Source organism: Paracoccus sp. 08 (genome assembly GCF_024105395.1).
Lineage (GTDB): Bacteria > Pseudomonadota > Alphaproteobacteria > Rhodobacterales > Rhodobacteraceae > Paracoccus > Paracoccus marcusii.
The window spans coordinates 1-13984 of the sequence record NZ_WEKR01000048.1 but is presented as its reverse complement, the minus strand read 5'-3'; the positions used below and the strand labels follow the sequence as shown (position 1 = coordinate 13984).

At 70.2% G+C, this 13984-nt stretch carries 14 protein-coding genes and 2 pseudogenes; 7 read left to right on the top strand and 9 right to left on the bottom strand.

Going from position 1 to position 13984, the window contains the following annotated elements; all coding sequences use genetic code 11:
- The 5 genes and pseudogenes from GBO37_RS13730 to GBO37_RS13710 form a co-directional block, all read left to right on the top strand.
- Window positions 1–460: pseudogene (locus tag GBO37_RS13730) on the top strand (proton-conducting transporter membrane subunit); the annotation flags it as partial.
- Window positions 457–945, top strand: a complete 489-nt coding sequence (locus GBO37_RS13725) for a Na+/H+ antiporter subunit E (protein ID WP_232303301.1) — start codon at window positions 457–459, stop codon at window positions 943–945. The pseudogene GBO37_RS13730 and the gene GBO37_RS13725, both read left to right, overlap by 4 nt.
- Window positions 942–1223 carry a K+/H+ antiporter subunit F gene (locus tag GBO37_RS13720; RefSeq protein WP_045983163.1) on the top strand — a complete coding sequence of 94 codons (282 nt, stop codon included), beginning with the start codon at window positions 942–944 and terminating at the stop codon, window positions 1221–1223. The genes GBO37_RS13725 and GBO37_RS13720 overlap by 4 nt, the downstream gene beginning before the upstream one ends.
- The gene (gene mnhG, locus GBO37_RS13715) at window positions 1220–1585 is read left to right on the top strand and encodes a monovalent cation/H(+) antiporter subunit G (RefSeq protein WP_045983162.1); all 366 of its coding nucleotides are present in this window, start codon (window positions 1220–1222) and stop codon (window positions 1583–1585) included. The genes GBO37_RS13720 and mnhG overlap by 4 nt, the downstream gene beginning before the upstream one ends.
- Window positions 1582–2703, top strand: a complete 1122-nt coding sequence (locus GBO37_RS13710; protein WP_252929606.1) for an AI-2E family transporter — start codon at window positions 1582–1584, stop codon at window positions 2701–2703. The genes mnhG and GBO37_RS13710 overlap by 4 nt, the downstream gene beginning before the upstream one ends.
- Here the strand turns inward: GBO37_RS13710 and GBO37_RS13705 are convergent.
- Window positions 2700–5231 carry an ABC transporter permease gene (locus GBO37_RS13705; protein ID WP_252929605.1) on the bottom strand — a complete coding sequence of 844 codons (2532 nt, stop codon included), beginning with the start codon at window positions 5229–5231 and terminating at the stop codon, window positions 2700–2702. The two genes, GBO37_RS13710 and GBO37_RS13705, sit on opposite strands and share 4 nt — an antisense overlap.
- Window positions 5228–5824, bottom strand: a complete 597-nt coding sequence (locus GBO37_RS13700) for an ABC transporter ATP-binding protein (RefSeq protein WP_252929604.1) — start codon at window positions 5822–5824, stop codon at window positions 5228–5230. Before GBO37_RS13700 ends, GBO37_RS13705 begins: the two co-directional genes overlap by 4 nt.
- Before the next feature lie 52 nt (window positions 5825–5876).
- Here GBO37_RS13700 and GBO37_RS13695 point away from each other — a divergent pair, with 52 nt between their 5' ends.
- On the top strand, window positions 5877–6542 hold the full coding sequence (locus tag GBO37_RS13695) for a GDSL-type esterase/lipase family protein (protein WP_252929602.1): 666 nt from the start codon (window positions 5877–5879) through the stop codon (window positions 6540–6542).
- On the opposite strand, the gene fba is transcribed toward GBO37_RS13695, so the two are convergent.
- Genes fba through GBO37_RS13670 form a run of 5 tightly spaced genes read right to left on the bottom strand, consistent with a single transcriptional unit; the run spans window position 6536 to window position 10531 of the window.
- The gene (gene fba, locus GBO37_RS13690) at window positions 6536–7570 is read right to left on the bottom strand and encodes a class II fructose-bisphosphate aldolase (protein ID WP_045982706.1); all 1035 of its coding nucleotides are present in this window, start codon (window positions 7568–7570) and stop codon (window positions 6536–6538) included. The two genes, GBO37_RS13695 and fba, sit on opposite strands and share 7 nt — an antisense overlap.
- Window positions 7571–7576: 6 nt before the next feature.
- Window positions 7577–8545: a class 1 fructose-1,6-bisphosphatase gene (locus GBO37_RS13685; protein WP_252929600.1), complete on the bottom strand. Its 969-nt coding sequence runs from the start codon at window positions 8543–8545 to the stop codon at window positions 7577–7579.
- Entirely contained in the window at window positions 8545–9006 is a 462-nt protein-coding gene (locus GBO37_RS13680) for an RpiB/LacA/LacB family sugar-phosphate isomerase (RefSeq protein WP_252929598.1), read from the bottom strand. Before GBO37_RS13680 ends, GBO37_RS13685 begins: the two co-directional genes overlap by 1 nt.
- Window positions 9003–9764 carry a triose-phosphate isomerase gene (locus GBO37_RS13675; protein WP_252929596.1) on the bottom strand — a complete coding sequence of 254 codons (762 nt, stop codon included), beginning with the start codon at window positions 9762–9764 and terminating at the stop codon, window positions 9003–9005. Before GBO37_RS13675 ends, GBO37_RS13680 begins: the two co-directional genes overlap by 4 nt.
- Window positions 9761–10531, bottom strand: coding sequence for a DeoR family transcriptional regulator (locus GBO37_RS13670; RefSeq protein WP_252929594.1), 771 nt, complete (start codon window positions 10529–10531; stop codon window positions 9761–9763). The genes GBO37_RS13675 and GBO37_RS13670 overlap by 4 nt, the downstream gene beginning before the upstream one ends.
- Before the next feature lie 132 nt (window positions 10532–10663).
- On the opposite strand from GBO37_RS13670, the gene tkt reads away from it, so the two are divergent.
- Window positions 10664–12688, top strand: coding sequence for a transketolase (gene tkt / locus GBO37_RS13665; RefSeq protein WP_252929592.1), 2025 nt, complete (start codon window positions 10664–10666; stop codon window positions 12686–12688).
- Window positions 12689–12804: 116 nt separating this feature from the next.
- Here the strand turns inward: tkt and GBO37_RS13660 are convergent, their stop codons facing one another.
- Complete coding sequence (locus tag GBO37_RS13660) at window positions 12805–13758, bottom strand: sugar-binding transcriptional regulator (protein ID WP_148910494.1); 954 nt, start codon at window positions 13756–13758, stop codon at window positions 12805–12807.
- Window positions 13758–13984, bottom strand: a pseudogene (locus tag GBO37_RS13655) (alcohol dehydrogenase); the annotation flags it as partial. The pseudogene GBO37_RS13655 and the gene GBO37_RS13660, both read right to left, overlap by 1 nt.

Genomic DNA, 13984 nt, shown 5'->3' with positions numbered 1-13984 from the left:
CGGCCCCGCCATCGCCGCGGGCCCCGCCCTGTTGGCGGCGTGCTTTGCGCTGTGCCTGCTGGCGCTGGCGGGGTTGCCGCCGATGCCCGGCTTCATCGGCAAGCTGACGATGATCCAGGGCGTCTTCGACACGGCCGATACCAGCCCCTGGCTGGGCTGGGCCTTCGTCGCGCTGCTGCTGGTGTCGGGCTTTGCCACGCTGATCGGGCTGGCGCGGATCGGCATCCAGACCTTCTGGGCCAATGACGACCGCGATTCCCCCGTCATGGCGATCGAGATCGCCCCGATCATGGCCCTGATCGCCGTCCTGGCCGTGATCAGCATCGAATCCGAGGCCGTGCTGCGCTATACCGACCGCACCGCGCAGGCGCTGCACCAGACGTCGCGCTATGCCCAGGGCGTGCTGACCGCGCCCCGTGCCGACGACGCGCAGCCGCCCACCCCAGAGGATGTTCCATGATGACCCGGCTTGTCCCCTATCCCGTCCAGTCGGGCCTGCTGACGCTGCTGTGGATGGTGATGACGCGGTTCTCGCTTGGTCACCTGCTGCTGGGGGGCGCGCTGGCGCTGCTGGCGGGCTGGGCGATGTCGTCGCTGCACCCCGAACGGGCCACGCCGCGCAACTGGCGCGTGGTGCCGCGGCTGATCGCCACGCTGTTCGGCGACATCGTCCGGTCGAACATCCGCGTGGCGCGGCTGATCCTGACCGAGGGGCGGTCGGGCCGCCGCTCGGCCTTCCTCGAGGTGCCGCTGCAGCTGCGCAGCCCGACCGGGCTGGCGGTGCTGTCGATCATCCTGACCGCCACGCCCGGCACCGCCTGGATCGAATATTCCCACGACCGCCAGACGCTTGTTCTGCATGTCTTCGACGGCGCCGAGACCGACCATTACCTGCATGTCATCCGCGACGTGTATGAACCCATGCTGCAGGAGATCTTCGAATGAGCGGCACGATCCTGACCTTTGCCATCGGCTACGCCCAGGTGGTCCTGGCCCTGGCGGGCTGCCTGGCGGGCCTGCGCATCCTGCGCGGTCCCCGCGCCCAGGACCGGGTGCTGGCCCTTGACACGCTGTATATCGCGGTGATGCTGCTGTTCCTGGTCACCGGGATGCGTCTTGGCTCACTGTACCTGTTCGAGGCCGCGATGGTCATCGCGGTGATGGGGTTCGTGGCCTCCATCGCGCTAGCCAAGTTCCTGTTCCGCGGAGAGGTGATCGAATGAGCCCGCTTGACGACATCCCCCTGTGGCTGGCCATTCCGGTGGCGGGGCTGGTGATGCTGGGTGCGACGCTGACGCTGATCGGGGCCTGGGGGTTCTTGCGGATGAACAGCTTCTATGACCGGCTGCATGCGCCGACGCTGGCCTCCAGCTGGGGGACGGGCGGGGTGATCCTGGGGTCGGCGCTGCTGGCCAGCTTTCAGCAGGGGCGCCCGATCCTGCATGAGCTGATGGTGGGTCTGGGCATCATGACGACGGTTCCCGTCACGCTGATGCTGCTGGGCCGCGCCGCCCTGCACCGCGACCGGGCCGAGGGCACGCTGCCCCCCGCCCCTGGCGACGACCACCCGGAGACGCGCGAATGACCCCAGGGGCCGACCGCAACGCCGTTCCCCGTCCGGCGCCGCGCCCGCTGGTCACCGACCTGTCGGCCGCGCGCTGGCTGCTGCTGGGGATCCTTGCGGCGTCGATCTATTTCTTCCACGGCTTCCTGATCCCGGTCCTGGCCGCGACGATCATCTGCGTGGCCAGCTGGCGCATCCGCGAGCGCCTGGCACAGCGCAGCGGGCCGACGCTGGCCGCGACGCTGCTGGTGCTGGCGATCCTGTGCATCCTGGTGGTGCCGCTGCTGATGGCGCTGACCTATGCGGCGGCCGAACTGCGCGTCTGGATCCTGTGGGCGGGCAACGTGAACGCCATGGGCGAGGCCACGCCCCCCTGGATCGCCGACATCCCCCGCGTGGGGGCTTGGCTGGACCAGCAATGGCGCACCTATATCGGTCAGCCCGGCGCGATCAGCCAGCTGGTTCAGGCGGTCACCGGGTCGAACATCTATTCCGTCTATCGCGGCATCCTGACCGCGGGATCGACCGCGTTCCACTTCATGCTGAACCTGCTGTTCACGTTGATCGCGCTGTTCGTGTTCTATCGCGACGGCGAACGCATCGTGGCGCAGCTGGACCGCGTGGGCGCGCGCATCCTGCCCGGCCGCTGGTCGCACATGTCGCGCGTGGTCCCCGCCACGATCAGCGCGACCGTCACCGGCATGACCCTGATCGCCATCGGCGAGGGGGTGATCCTGGGCACGGCCTATTGGCTGGCGGGGGTGCCTTCGCCGGTGTTCTTCGGGGTCGTGACCGGGTTCATGGCGCTGATCCCGGGCGGCGCGCCGCTGTCCTTCACGCTGATCTCGGCCTATCTGGTGTTCAGCGGAACGCCGGTCGCGGGCGCCGCGCTGTTCCTGTGGGGCACGGTCGAGCTGTTCATCGTGGACAAGACCATCCGCCCCGTGCTGATCGGCGGCCCGGTCAAGCTGCCGTTCCTGGCCACGTTCTTCGGGCTGATCGGCGGGATCAAGACGATGGGCCTGGTGGGCCTGTTCGTCGGGCCGGTGCTGATGGCGCTGCTGATGTCGATCTGGCGGGAATGGCAGCGCGACGTGTCCCAGCCCGCGGCCCCCCTGCCCGGTCCCGTCGACCCCTAGTCCTGCGCCCGCAGAACCTGTGCGGGCCGCGCGGCCAGCGGGCGCCACGCAAAGGCCAACCCTGCCACGACGGTCGCGGCGATGCCGCCCGCCACGATGGGCAGCGCCGAGCCCATGTCGAACCGATAGGGCACGTCCATCACCAAGCGGCTGACAGCCCAGCCCGTAAGGCCCCCGCCCAACAGCGCGACCAGCCCCGCCGCCGCCCCCATCAGCGCCTGGCGCAGCGCGAAGCTGCCCAGGATCAGCGCGCGCGACGCGCCAAGCGTCTTCAGGATCGCGGCCTCATAGACGCGGGCGCGTTCGCCCGCCGCCGCAGCCCCGATCAGCACGACGAAGCCGGTGACCAGCGTGGCCCCCGCCGCCCAGGCCACCGCCGCCGCAATCCCCGCCAGGGCGTCGGAGGCGCGGTCGATCGCCTCGGCCACGGGGACGGCGGTGATGTTGGGAAAGCGGTTGCCCAGATCGCGCAGGATCTGCGCCTCGGCCGCCGGATCGGCATAGACGGTGGCGATGTGGGTGTGCGGCGCGCCCGCCAGCGCGCCGGGGTTCAGCGCCATGACGAAGCCGATGCCCGCGTCGCTGAAATCGACCACCCGCAGGTTGGCGATGGTCGCGGTGATGTCGCGGCCCAGGATGTTGACGGTGACGGTGTCGCCCAGGTCCAGGCCGATCTCGGTCGCGATCTCCTCGGACAGGCTGACCAGCGGGGGGCCGGCGTAATCCTGGGGCCACCAGTCGCCGCGGGTGATCTGGGTGCCCGGCGGCGGGGTCGCGGCATAGGTGATGCCCCGGTCGCCGCGCAGCACCCAGTGATCGCCCGCGACCTCGCGCGCGGGGCGGCCGTTCAGCTGCGTGACGATGCCGCGCAGCATCGGCGCGGTCTGCACGTCGCCCACCAGCGGATCGTCCCGCAGCCGGGTCAGGAACGGGTCCAGTTGGTCGGGCTGGATGTCCAGGAAGAAATAGCTGGGCGCGCGTTCGGGCAGTTCCGTCGCGATGGCCTGGCGCAGGTTCGACGACACCTGCCCCACCGCCGCCAGCACCGTCAGGCCCAGGCCCAGGGACAGGATCACCGACAGCGCCTCGCTGCGGGGTCCGCCGATGGCCGCCAGCGCCAGCCGCAGTGCAGGTCTGCGCCGTGCCAGGCGCGCCCCCGCCCCCGCCGCGCGCCGGACCAGCGCCGCCGCCCCGGCCAGCACGACAAAGGCCGCCAGGACGCCCCCCGCCATGCCAAGCGTCAGCCGCCACAGCCCCGAAAACAGTGCGGCAGCCCCCACCAGCGCGATCAGCGCCGCGACGATCATCACCAGATAGCGCCGTTCGGGCCAGCCGCCCCCGGATGCGTCCGCGTCGCGGAACAAGGTCGCCGCCCGAATGCGCCGCGTCCGCGCCAAGGGCCAGAGCGCAAAGATGAACGCAGTCAGCACGCCATAGACCGCCGCCTGCGCCAGGGGTCCCGGATAGACGCCGAAGACCGCCGGCACCGGCAGGCGCGCCGTCAGCAGCGGCGCCAGCGCCAGCGGCACCAGCGCCCCCAGGATCAGCCCCGCCGCCACGCCGATCGCGGTCACCGCCCCGATCTGCAGCAGATAGACCTGAAAGATCGTGCGTCCCGACGCGCCGAAGGTCTTGAGCACGGCGATGGTATGGGTCTTGCGCGCCAGATGGGCGCGCACCGCGGCTGACACGCCGACGCCGCCCACGGCCAGCCCGGTCAGCCCGACCAGCACCAGGAACGCGCCGATGCGGTCCACGAAACTGTCGATGCCCGGCGCGCCGCGGCGGCTGTCGCGCCAGCGCGCGCCGCTGTCGGGGAAGGCCGCGCGCCAGTCGGCCCGCACCGCGTCCAGATCGGTCCCCTGCGGCAGCGCCAACCGATAGTTGCTGTCATACAGCGTGCCTGCGCCCAACAGGTCGCTGTCGGCCAGCGCCTCGCGCAGGACCAGGGTGCGGGGGCCGAAGCCGAAGCTGGCCGCGCCCGCATCGGGTTCGCTGACCAGCCGCGCGGTCAGCACGAAATCCTGCGTGCCAAGGCGGAACACGTCGCCCGGCGACAGCCCCAGCCTGTCCGCCAGCAGCGGCGCCATCACGCCCCCGGGCAAGCCCTGCGGGGTCGCCCCCAAGGCCTGCGACAGCGGCATGGGCGGGTCCAGCACCGCCTGACCCAGAAGGGGCCAGGCCGCGTCGACGCCCTTGACCTGGGTCAGGGCGCGTTCGGAGGCATCCCCCTGCCCGACCACCGCCATGGACCGGAAATCGACGATTTCGGATACCGTTACGGCCCGATCCTCCAGCCAGTCCCGCTCTGGGGGCGTGGCAAAGCGATAGGTCAGCTGCACCTCGGCATCGCCGCCCAGCAGGATCGCGCCCTGCGCGGTCAGCCCCGCCTGGATCGCCGCGCGCACCGACCCCACGGCGGCGATGGCGGCCACGCCAAGCGCCAGGCAGGTCAGCAGCACCCAGAACCCGCGCAGGCCCCCGCGCAGGTCGCGCCGCGCCAGCCGGGCCGCCAGCGCCAGGCTCATGCCGCGGCCTCGGCGGCCAGACGGCCGTCGGCCAGGCGGATCACCCGGTCGCAGCGTCGCGCCAGGTCCGGGTCATGCGTGACAAGAACCAGCGTCGCGCCATGATCGGCGCGCAGCCCGAACAGCAGGTCCATGATCGCCTGCCGCTGCTCTCCGCCCGACAGCTGGGCGGGGTAATGGTCGCGCCGCGCACCAAGGCCCACGCGGTCCAGCTCCGCCGCCGCGCGGTCGAAGGCGTCGGGCGCGCCGGCCAGTTCCAGCGGCGTTGCGACATTTTCATGTGCCGTCATGGTGGGGATCAGGTGGAAGGACTGGAACACCACCCCCATATGGGACAGACGAAAGCGCGCCAGCGCATCCTCGTCCAGCGCGGTCAGGTCCTGACCCATCGCCTGGACCAGGCCGCCCGTGGCGCGTTCCAGACCGCCCATCAGCATGAGGAGCGAGGACTTGCCCGATCCCGAAGGACCCACCAGCCCGACCGTCTCTCCGCGTTCGACCTGCAGCGACAGGCCGCGCAGGATCGGGACCGGCCCGGCATTGCCCTGCAACGTCAGATGCGCATCGGACAGGCGGATCACGGGGTCGGCCATCGGGTCGCTCCTTCGTCGCGGTCTGGGTGTCGCGGCACGATATGGTCGCCCCGTGCGCAATGGCAACCGCCTGACGGCCGCCGTCGCGGCGCTGGCGGTCACCATCGCGGCATCATGGGCAGCTCCTGCTGACGCAGAGACGCTGCGCCTGACCGCGATGGGCGACAGTCTGACGCAGGGATACGGCCTGCCGCAGGATCAGGGGTTCGTGCCCATGCTGGAGGCGTGGCTGCGCGACCGCGGCCATGACGTTGCGGTGACCAATGCGGGCGTGTCGGGGGACACCACGGCGGGGGGTGCCGCGCGGATCGACTGGACGCTGGCGGACGGGCCCGATGCGATGATCGTGGCGCTTGGCGGCAACGATCTGTTGCGCGGGATCGACCCGGCCTCCAGCCGCGCGAACCTCGCGGCGATCCTGGACAAGACGCAGGCGGCGGGGGTGCCCGTGCTGCTGGCGGGCCTGCCCGCGCCGGGCAATTACGGCCCCGAGTTCAAACGCGACTTCGAGGCGATGTATGCCGATCTGGCCACTGAATACGACGCGGTGCTGGTCCCCGACTTCCTGGGGCCGATCGGGGAAAAGGCCACGCAGGGCCTGTCCCTGTCGGACCTGATGCAGGACGACCGCATCCACCCCAACGCGCGCGGCGTCGAACAGATCGTGGATGCGATCGGCCCCAAGGTCGAGGAGCTGCTGGCCCGCGCGGGTCAGTAGCGCGCGGCCATCTCCGGCAGGGACATCGGGCGCAGCTTGTCGGCGTTGCCGGCGGTGCCGAAGGCCTCGAAGCGGTCGCGGCAGACTTGGGCCATCATCGCCATCGCGGGCTTCAGATACGCGCGCGGATCGAACTCGGCCGGGTGTTCGGCCATCACGCGGCGAATCGCGGCGGTCATCGCAAGGCGGTTGTCGGTGTCGATGTTTACCTTGCGCACGCCGTGGCGGATGCCACGCTGGATCTCCTCGACCGGGACGCCCCAGGTCGGGCGGATGTCGCCGCCATGGGCGTTGATGATAGCCTGCAGATCCTCGGGGACCGAACTGGAGCCGTGCATCACCAGATGGGTGTTGGGCAGGCGGCGGTGGATCTCCTCGATCACATGCATGGCCAGGATGTCGCCATCGGGCTTGCGCGTGAATTTGTAGGCGCCGTGGCTGGTGCCCATGGCAATGGCCAAGGCGTCCACGCCTGTCTCCTCGACAAAGCGCACGGCCTCGTCGGGGTCGGTCAGCAGCTGCTCCTCGGACAGCTTGCCCTCGGCGCCGTGGCCGTCCTCGGCGTCGCCCATGCCGGTCTCAAGGCTGCCCAGCACGCCCAGCTCTCCTTCGACAGACACGCCGCAGGCATGGGCCATCTCGGTCACGCGGCGGGTGATGTCGGCGTTGTACGCGTAATCGGCGGGCGTCTTGCCGTCCGATTTCAGCGACCCGTCCATCATCACCGAGGTGAAGCCGTTCTGGATCGCGGTCGCGCAGGTCTCCAGCCCGTTGCCATGGTCCAGATGCATGCAGATCGGGATGTCGGGATAGGCCCGCGCCAGACCCGCGATCAGCCCCGCCAGCACCGCGTCATTGGCATAGGCCCGCGCGCCGCGGCTGGCCTGCAGGATCACCGGGCTGCGGGTGGCCTGGGCCGCCTGCATGACCGACAGGCCCTGCTCCATGTTGTTGATGTTGAAGGCGGGCACGGCATAGTCATGCTCGGCCGCGTGGTCCAGAAGCTGGCGCAGGGTGATCATCGGCATGGGATGTTATCCTTGAAGGGCGGCGTGAAGCGCGTCGATTTCCTCGGACGCGCCGAAGAACAGCGGGGTGAAGTCATGCGGCCCGCGCGGCACGCGGTCCAGGATCGGGCCATGCCCGTCGGTCGCGCGGCCCCCGGCCTGTTCGATCAGAAAGGCGATGGGCACGCATTCATAGATCAGCCGCAGCCGGCCGTCGCCGTATCCGGGCCGGGTATCGGCGGGGTACAGGAATGCACCGCCCTTCAGCAGGATGCGGTGCAATTCGCCCACGGCAGCGGCCAGCCAGCGCATGTTGAAGTCGCGCCCGCGCGGCCCGTCCCGCCCCGCGCGCAGATCGCGCGCCCAGGCCTGAAGGCCCGGCGTCCAGTGGCGCTCGTTCGACGCGTTATAGGCGATGGTCGAGGCCTGGGGCTTCAGCCGCAGGTTCTGGCGGCTGACGCGGAAGGCATGGACCTCGGCGTCCCAGGTCGCGACATGGACGCCCGCGCCGGTGGACCAGCCGAAATCGACCGAATGACCGAAGGAGGCGTATCCCGCCGCCACCACCGCCAGGCCCGTCCGCGCGAACCCCTGCGCATCGGCGGGCAGGATGCTGAACAGCATGCCCAAAGGCGCGCCGATGCCGATGCTGCCCGAGCCGTCGATCGGGTCGATCGCCACGTCGAAGGCGCCGCCCGGGTTCAGCGCGATGATGTCCAGCGCCTCCTCGGACAGGACCTGGCGCACGCCCGCCGCGCGCAGGGCGGCGATCATGTGGTCATGGGCCGCGACGTCCAGCGCCTTCTGCCGGTCGCCGCTGTCATTGGTGCCGACGATGGCCTCGGGGTCGCCATGCAGGCGCCCTGCCGCCAGCCGCGCGGCCAAAGGCGGCAGCGCGCCCGCGATGGCCGCCACGATGGCCGCCGCGCCGTCGCGCGCCAGCACATCGTCCAGCAGCGGCCCCGTCGCGGGCCCGTCCGTCGGCAGGCGCAGCATCACCGGCCCGCGTATTTCGCGCCGACCGCGTCGATGGCGGCCACATTGCCCGCCGACTTGCCGTTGCGGTCGAAGTTTTCGGTCTGCGCCAGCCAGGCATCGGCGATGGCCTTGGCCAGTTCGGGTCCGATGACGCGGGCGCCCATGGTGATGATCTGCGCGTCGTTCGACAGGGCCGCGCGTTCGGCCGAATAGGTGTCATGCGTCAGGGCGGCGCGGATGCCCGGCACCTTGTTGGCCGCGATGCAGACGCCGATGCCCGTGCCGCAGACCAGGATGGCGCGGTCATAGGTGCCGTCCATGACCTGGGAAGCCACCCGATCCGACAGGTTGGCATAGAAGGCGTCGGGGCCTTCGTCGGTGCGGCTGATTTCCGACACCTCAAAGCGGTCCTTGAGGTGGTCGGCCAGCACCTTGGCCAGACCTTCGCCCGCGCTGTCCCCTGCGATTGCCAGTTTCATGCGTTCTCTCCGATGGTTGCGGCGCAGCGCGCCAGGATGTCCAGATAGCCGTTCACGTCCCAGGCCGACCGCCCGATGAACAGCCCGTCGATATGCGGGCAGGCGATCAGTTCCGCGCAGTTGCCCGGATTGACCGACCCGCCGTAAAGGCAGGGCACGCGGCGGCCCAGCACGTCCTGCGCGACCGCGATGATCTCGGTCTGCCGTGCGTCGGCGTAATCCGAGGTCGCGGGGATGCCCTTCGCGCCGATCGCCCAGACCGGTTCATAGGCCAGCAGGATCGGGGCGTCGGACCCGGCCACGGGCTCCAGCGCGGCGCGGACCTGCGTCTCAAGCACCTGCGTGGCGCGGCCAGCCTCCCGCTCGGCTAGGGTCTCGCCGATGCAGATCAGCGGGATCAGGCCATGGCGGACGGCGGCGGCGGTCTTCAGGCCCACGGTCCTGTCCGTCTCTCCGAAATGCTCGCGGCGTTCGCTGTGGCCCAGCTCCACGATGTCCAGCCCGCAATCGGTCAGCATCACGGGGCTGATCTCTCCGGTCCAGGCGCCCGCGTCGTCCCAATGCATGTTCTGCGCGCCGACCTTGACGTCGCTGCCCGACAGGGCCTCGGCCACCTGGCGGCAGGCGGTGAAGGGCGGGATGACGAAGCGCTGGATACCCGCGGGCGCGGGCGTGCCGCGCAGGCCGTCGGCGAATGTCATCGCCTCGGCCAGGGTCTTGTTCATCTTCCAGCTGGTGCCGATCCAGAAATGGGTCATGCGGGGTCCTCTGCGATGGTCAGCGCGATGCCTGCCCGGTCGATCGCGGCGCGATCCTCGGGCGCGGGGGGCGCGTCGGTGATGATGGCGTCGAATTCGGTCAGGTCGGCCAGCGCATGCAGCGCGCTGCGCCCGAAGCGCGCGTGGTTGACCAGCAGCACGCTGCGTTCCGCCGCGTGCATCATCGCGCGTTTCGCGCGCACCGCATTGTCGTCCATGTGGAACGCCCGCAGCCCCGCCACCGCGGGGGTCGAGATGAAGGCCAGGTCCGCATGCAGCCCGGCCAGCGCGCTTTCCGTGACCATGCCGAAAAAACCGTTGAACTTGGCGCTGTAGATGCCGCCAAGCGCGATCAGCGTGACGCGCGGCGCATCCTTCAGCCGCTCGATCACGGCGGCGTTGTTAGTGATGACCGACAAGGGCGCGCATTCCGTCAGGCTGGCCCCCAGCAGCGCCGCCATCGAGCCGTCATTGACCATCACGGTCATCCCCGGCTCGATCAGGGCGCGGGCGGCATGGGCCATGCGGATCTTGGCCTCGCCGTCCTGCAGGGCGCGGATGCGGAAGTCGCTCTCGAACTGGGTGCCGGCCTCGATGGTGGCGCCGCCGCGCACCTTGCGCAGCAGGCCCGCCTGTTCCAGGTCGTCCAGGTCGCGATGGATGGTCATCTTGCTGACCGCGAAACGGGCCGCCAGATCGTCCAGGTCCACGGCGCGTGCCGCGACCAGCAGATCCATGATCGCCTGTCTGCGTTCCTCGCGTTTCACCCAAACCCTCCCCTCGTTCGCCGGTTTCATAACATGATCCGCGCACATAACAACACCGACTTTGTGACTTTGTGATTTTTTGTTGTGATGATGACGGCGGCGGGTTATGGAGGGCGCGACAGGAGGACCGCCATGCCCTTAGACACCCCCAAAGACCCCGCCATCGCCGCCAAGGCCGATCTGGACCCGCAGAACTTCGCGCTGGCGAACTGCATCCGCGCGCTGACCATCGATGCCGTGAACGCCGCCAACAGCGGCCATCCCGGCGCCCCGATGGGCATGGCCGATGCCGCCACCGTGCTGTTCCGCAACCACCTGAAGTTCGACGCGGCCAATCCCGACTGGCCCGACCGCGACCGCTTCGTGCTGTCGAACGGGCACGCGTCCATGCTGCTCTACAGCCTGCTGCACCTGACCGGGTACCAGGACATGACGCTGGATCAGATCCGGAATTTCCGCCAATGGGGCGCGATCACCGCCGGCCATCCGGAATACGGCCATGCCAAGGGCGTCGAGACCACGACCGGCCCCCTGGGCCAGGGCCTGGCCACCGCCGTCGGCATGGCGCTGGCGGAACGCGCGCTGGCCGGAGAGTTCGGCAATGATCTGGTCGATCACCGCACCTGGGTCATGCTGGGCGACGGCTGCCTGCAGGAGGGCATCGGCCAGGAGGCGATCAGCCTGGCGGGCCATCTGGGCCTGGGCAAGCTGATCGTGCTCTATGACGACAACAGCATCACCATCGACGGCCCGACGTCGGTCAGCTTCTCCGAGGACATCCCGGCACGGTTCAAGGCCTGCGGCTGGCATGTCCAGAGCTGCGACGGCCATGACGGCCGCGCGCTGGACGCCGCGATGGCGGCCGCCAAGGCAGAGACGGGCAAGCCCTCGCTGATCGCGATGAAGACGATCATCGGCTTCGGCTCTCCCAACCGCGCGGGCAGCTATTCCGTGCATGGATCGCCTTTGGGCAAGGATGAGGGCGCGCTGACCCGCGAGGCCCTGGGCTGGGGCCACGACGCCTTCGTGATCCCCGACGATCTTGCCGCCGAATGGCGAGAAATCGGCGCGCGCGGTGCCGCCGACCGCGAGGCCTGGGAGGCTCGTCTGGCCGCATCTCCCAAGGGCGCGGCCCTGACGCAGCGCCTGTCGGGCGATCTGCCCGAGGGCTATGACGCCGCCGTCTCCACCGCCCGCGACGCCCTGTTCGCCGCGCCCAAGAAAGCCGCGACCCGCAAGGCCAGCCAGATGGCGCTGGAGGCGCTGACCCCCGCCGTGCCCGCGATGATCGGCGGATCGGCCGACCTGACCGGATCGAACCTGACCCGCGTCAAGGCCGTAGACACGCAGTACACGCGCGAGACGCCCGGCCGCTACATCGGCTATGGCGTGCGCGAGTTCGGCATGGCCGCCGCGATGAACGGGCTGAACCTGCATGGCGGCGTGATCGCCTATGGCGGCACGTTCCTGGTGTTTTCCGACTATGCCCGCAACGCGATCCGCCTGTCGGCGCTGATGGGGGTGGGCACGATCTATGTCATGACCCATGACAGCATCGGCCTGGGCGAGGACGGCCCGACCCACCAGCCGGTGGAGCACCTGGCATCCCTGCGCGCCATCCCCGGCCTGACCGTCCTGCGCCCCGCCGACACGGTCGAGACGCTGGAGGCCTGGGACATCGCGATCCGCAACCGGACCGTGCCGTCGCTTCTGGCGCTGTCCCGCCAGGACGTCCCGCAGCTGCGCACGGAGGCCGGGTCCGAGAACCTGACTGCCAAGGGCGCCTATGTGATCCGCCAGTTCGGCGAGGGCCGCGACGTGACCCTGATCGCCACAGGAACCGAAGTCGCCATCGCCGTGGAGGCCGCCGAGACGCTGGCCGCCGAAGGCATGGCCGTGGCTGTCGTGTCGATGCCCAGCTGGGAGCTGTTCGAGGCGCAGGACGCGGATTACCGCGCCCAGGTGCTTGGCACCGCGCCCCGCATCGCGGTCGAGGCCGCGGGCAAGTTCGGCTGGACCCGCTATGTCGCGAGCGAGGACGACGTGATAGGCATGACCGGCTTCGGCGCATCGGCCCCGATCGACCGGCTGTACCAGGAGTTCGGCATCACCCCCGAGGCCATCATCGCCCGCGCCCGCCTGGTGACAGGCCACTGATCCAAAGGCCAAGGCCGCAAGCGGCCTTGCCACGATGCTCCCCACGCGCGCAAAGCGCGCGCGGGGCCCAGCGGCAGCGACCGGGTCGGGGTTTCCCCGACCCGTCCCCGTTTGGGTCACCCCGCCATCAGCGCGCGCGCCGTCGCCTCGTCGGTGATCAGCCCGGACAGGCGCCCGCTGTTTAGCACCGCACGGATGGCCGCGACCTTTTCCGCGCCGCCGGCGATGACTACGATACGCTGATCCTGCCCCCGGTTCAGGTCCACCGACAGCGTCCGCGCGCTCAGCGTCGTGTCCAGCACACGGCCGGTGGCATCGAAGAAATACCCCATCATCTCTCCGACGCCCCCCGCGGCGTTGATCTCGGCGATCTCGCGCGCCTCGATCATGCCGGATGCGACCAGCTGCGCGCCCGCATCAGCCGTGCCCATGCCCACGAAGGTCAGCGTGGCGCTGTTCGACAGATCAAAGATGTCGCGCACGCCGGGCTGGGACAGCAGCACGGCCCGGTCGCCTTCGGAATTGGCAAAGAACGGCACCGGCATCACGAAGGCCTGCGCCCCGGTCTTTTCCGCCAGCGTATGCATCACGTCATGCGGGTTCGCCGCATAATTGCGCGTCAGCCCGCCCAGGACCGCCACGAAGCGCACCGCGCGCGCGTCAAAGCGCGGCATCTGCCGGACCGCCGCCGCCAGCGTCCGGCCATGACCCAGCCCGATGACCCTGTGTGCGCCCCGCTCGATCTCGCGGCGCAGAAAGCCCGCGCCCGCCAGGCCCAGGGCGCGCAGGGGCATGCCGTCCTCGCCCAGGTCGGGGGCAACCTCGCAGTGGTCCAGCCCATAGCGCGCGCACAGCTGATCCTCCAGCATGGCGCATTCGACGATCTCTCCGTCGATGGTGACCTTGACCACGCCCTCGGCCACGGCGCGGGCGATCAGGCGGTGCGCCTTGACGCCGGGCAGGCCCAGCCGCTTGGCGACGGCCGCCTGCGTCAGCCCGCCCGCATAATGCAGCCAAGCCGCCCGGATCGCCAGGCTCTGCTCCGGATCGACCGGTCCCCGCCGGGCCATCAGGCGGCGGCCCGCATCAGGGCGTCCAGATCGTCGGCCGACAGGGGTGCCGGGTTGGCCCTCATCGACGACGACACGGCCGCCGCCTGCGCCGCTGCTCGGCGTGCCGCCGCGTCGATCCCCAGGGCATCCAGCCCCGGCAGGCCCGCCGCACGGGACCAGTCGGCCAGCAGCGCTGCTGCCTCGGCCACAGATGCATCGGCCCGCCCGAACGCCGCCCCGATCC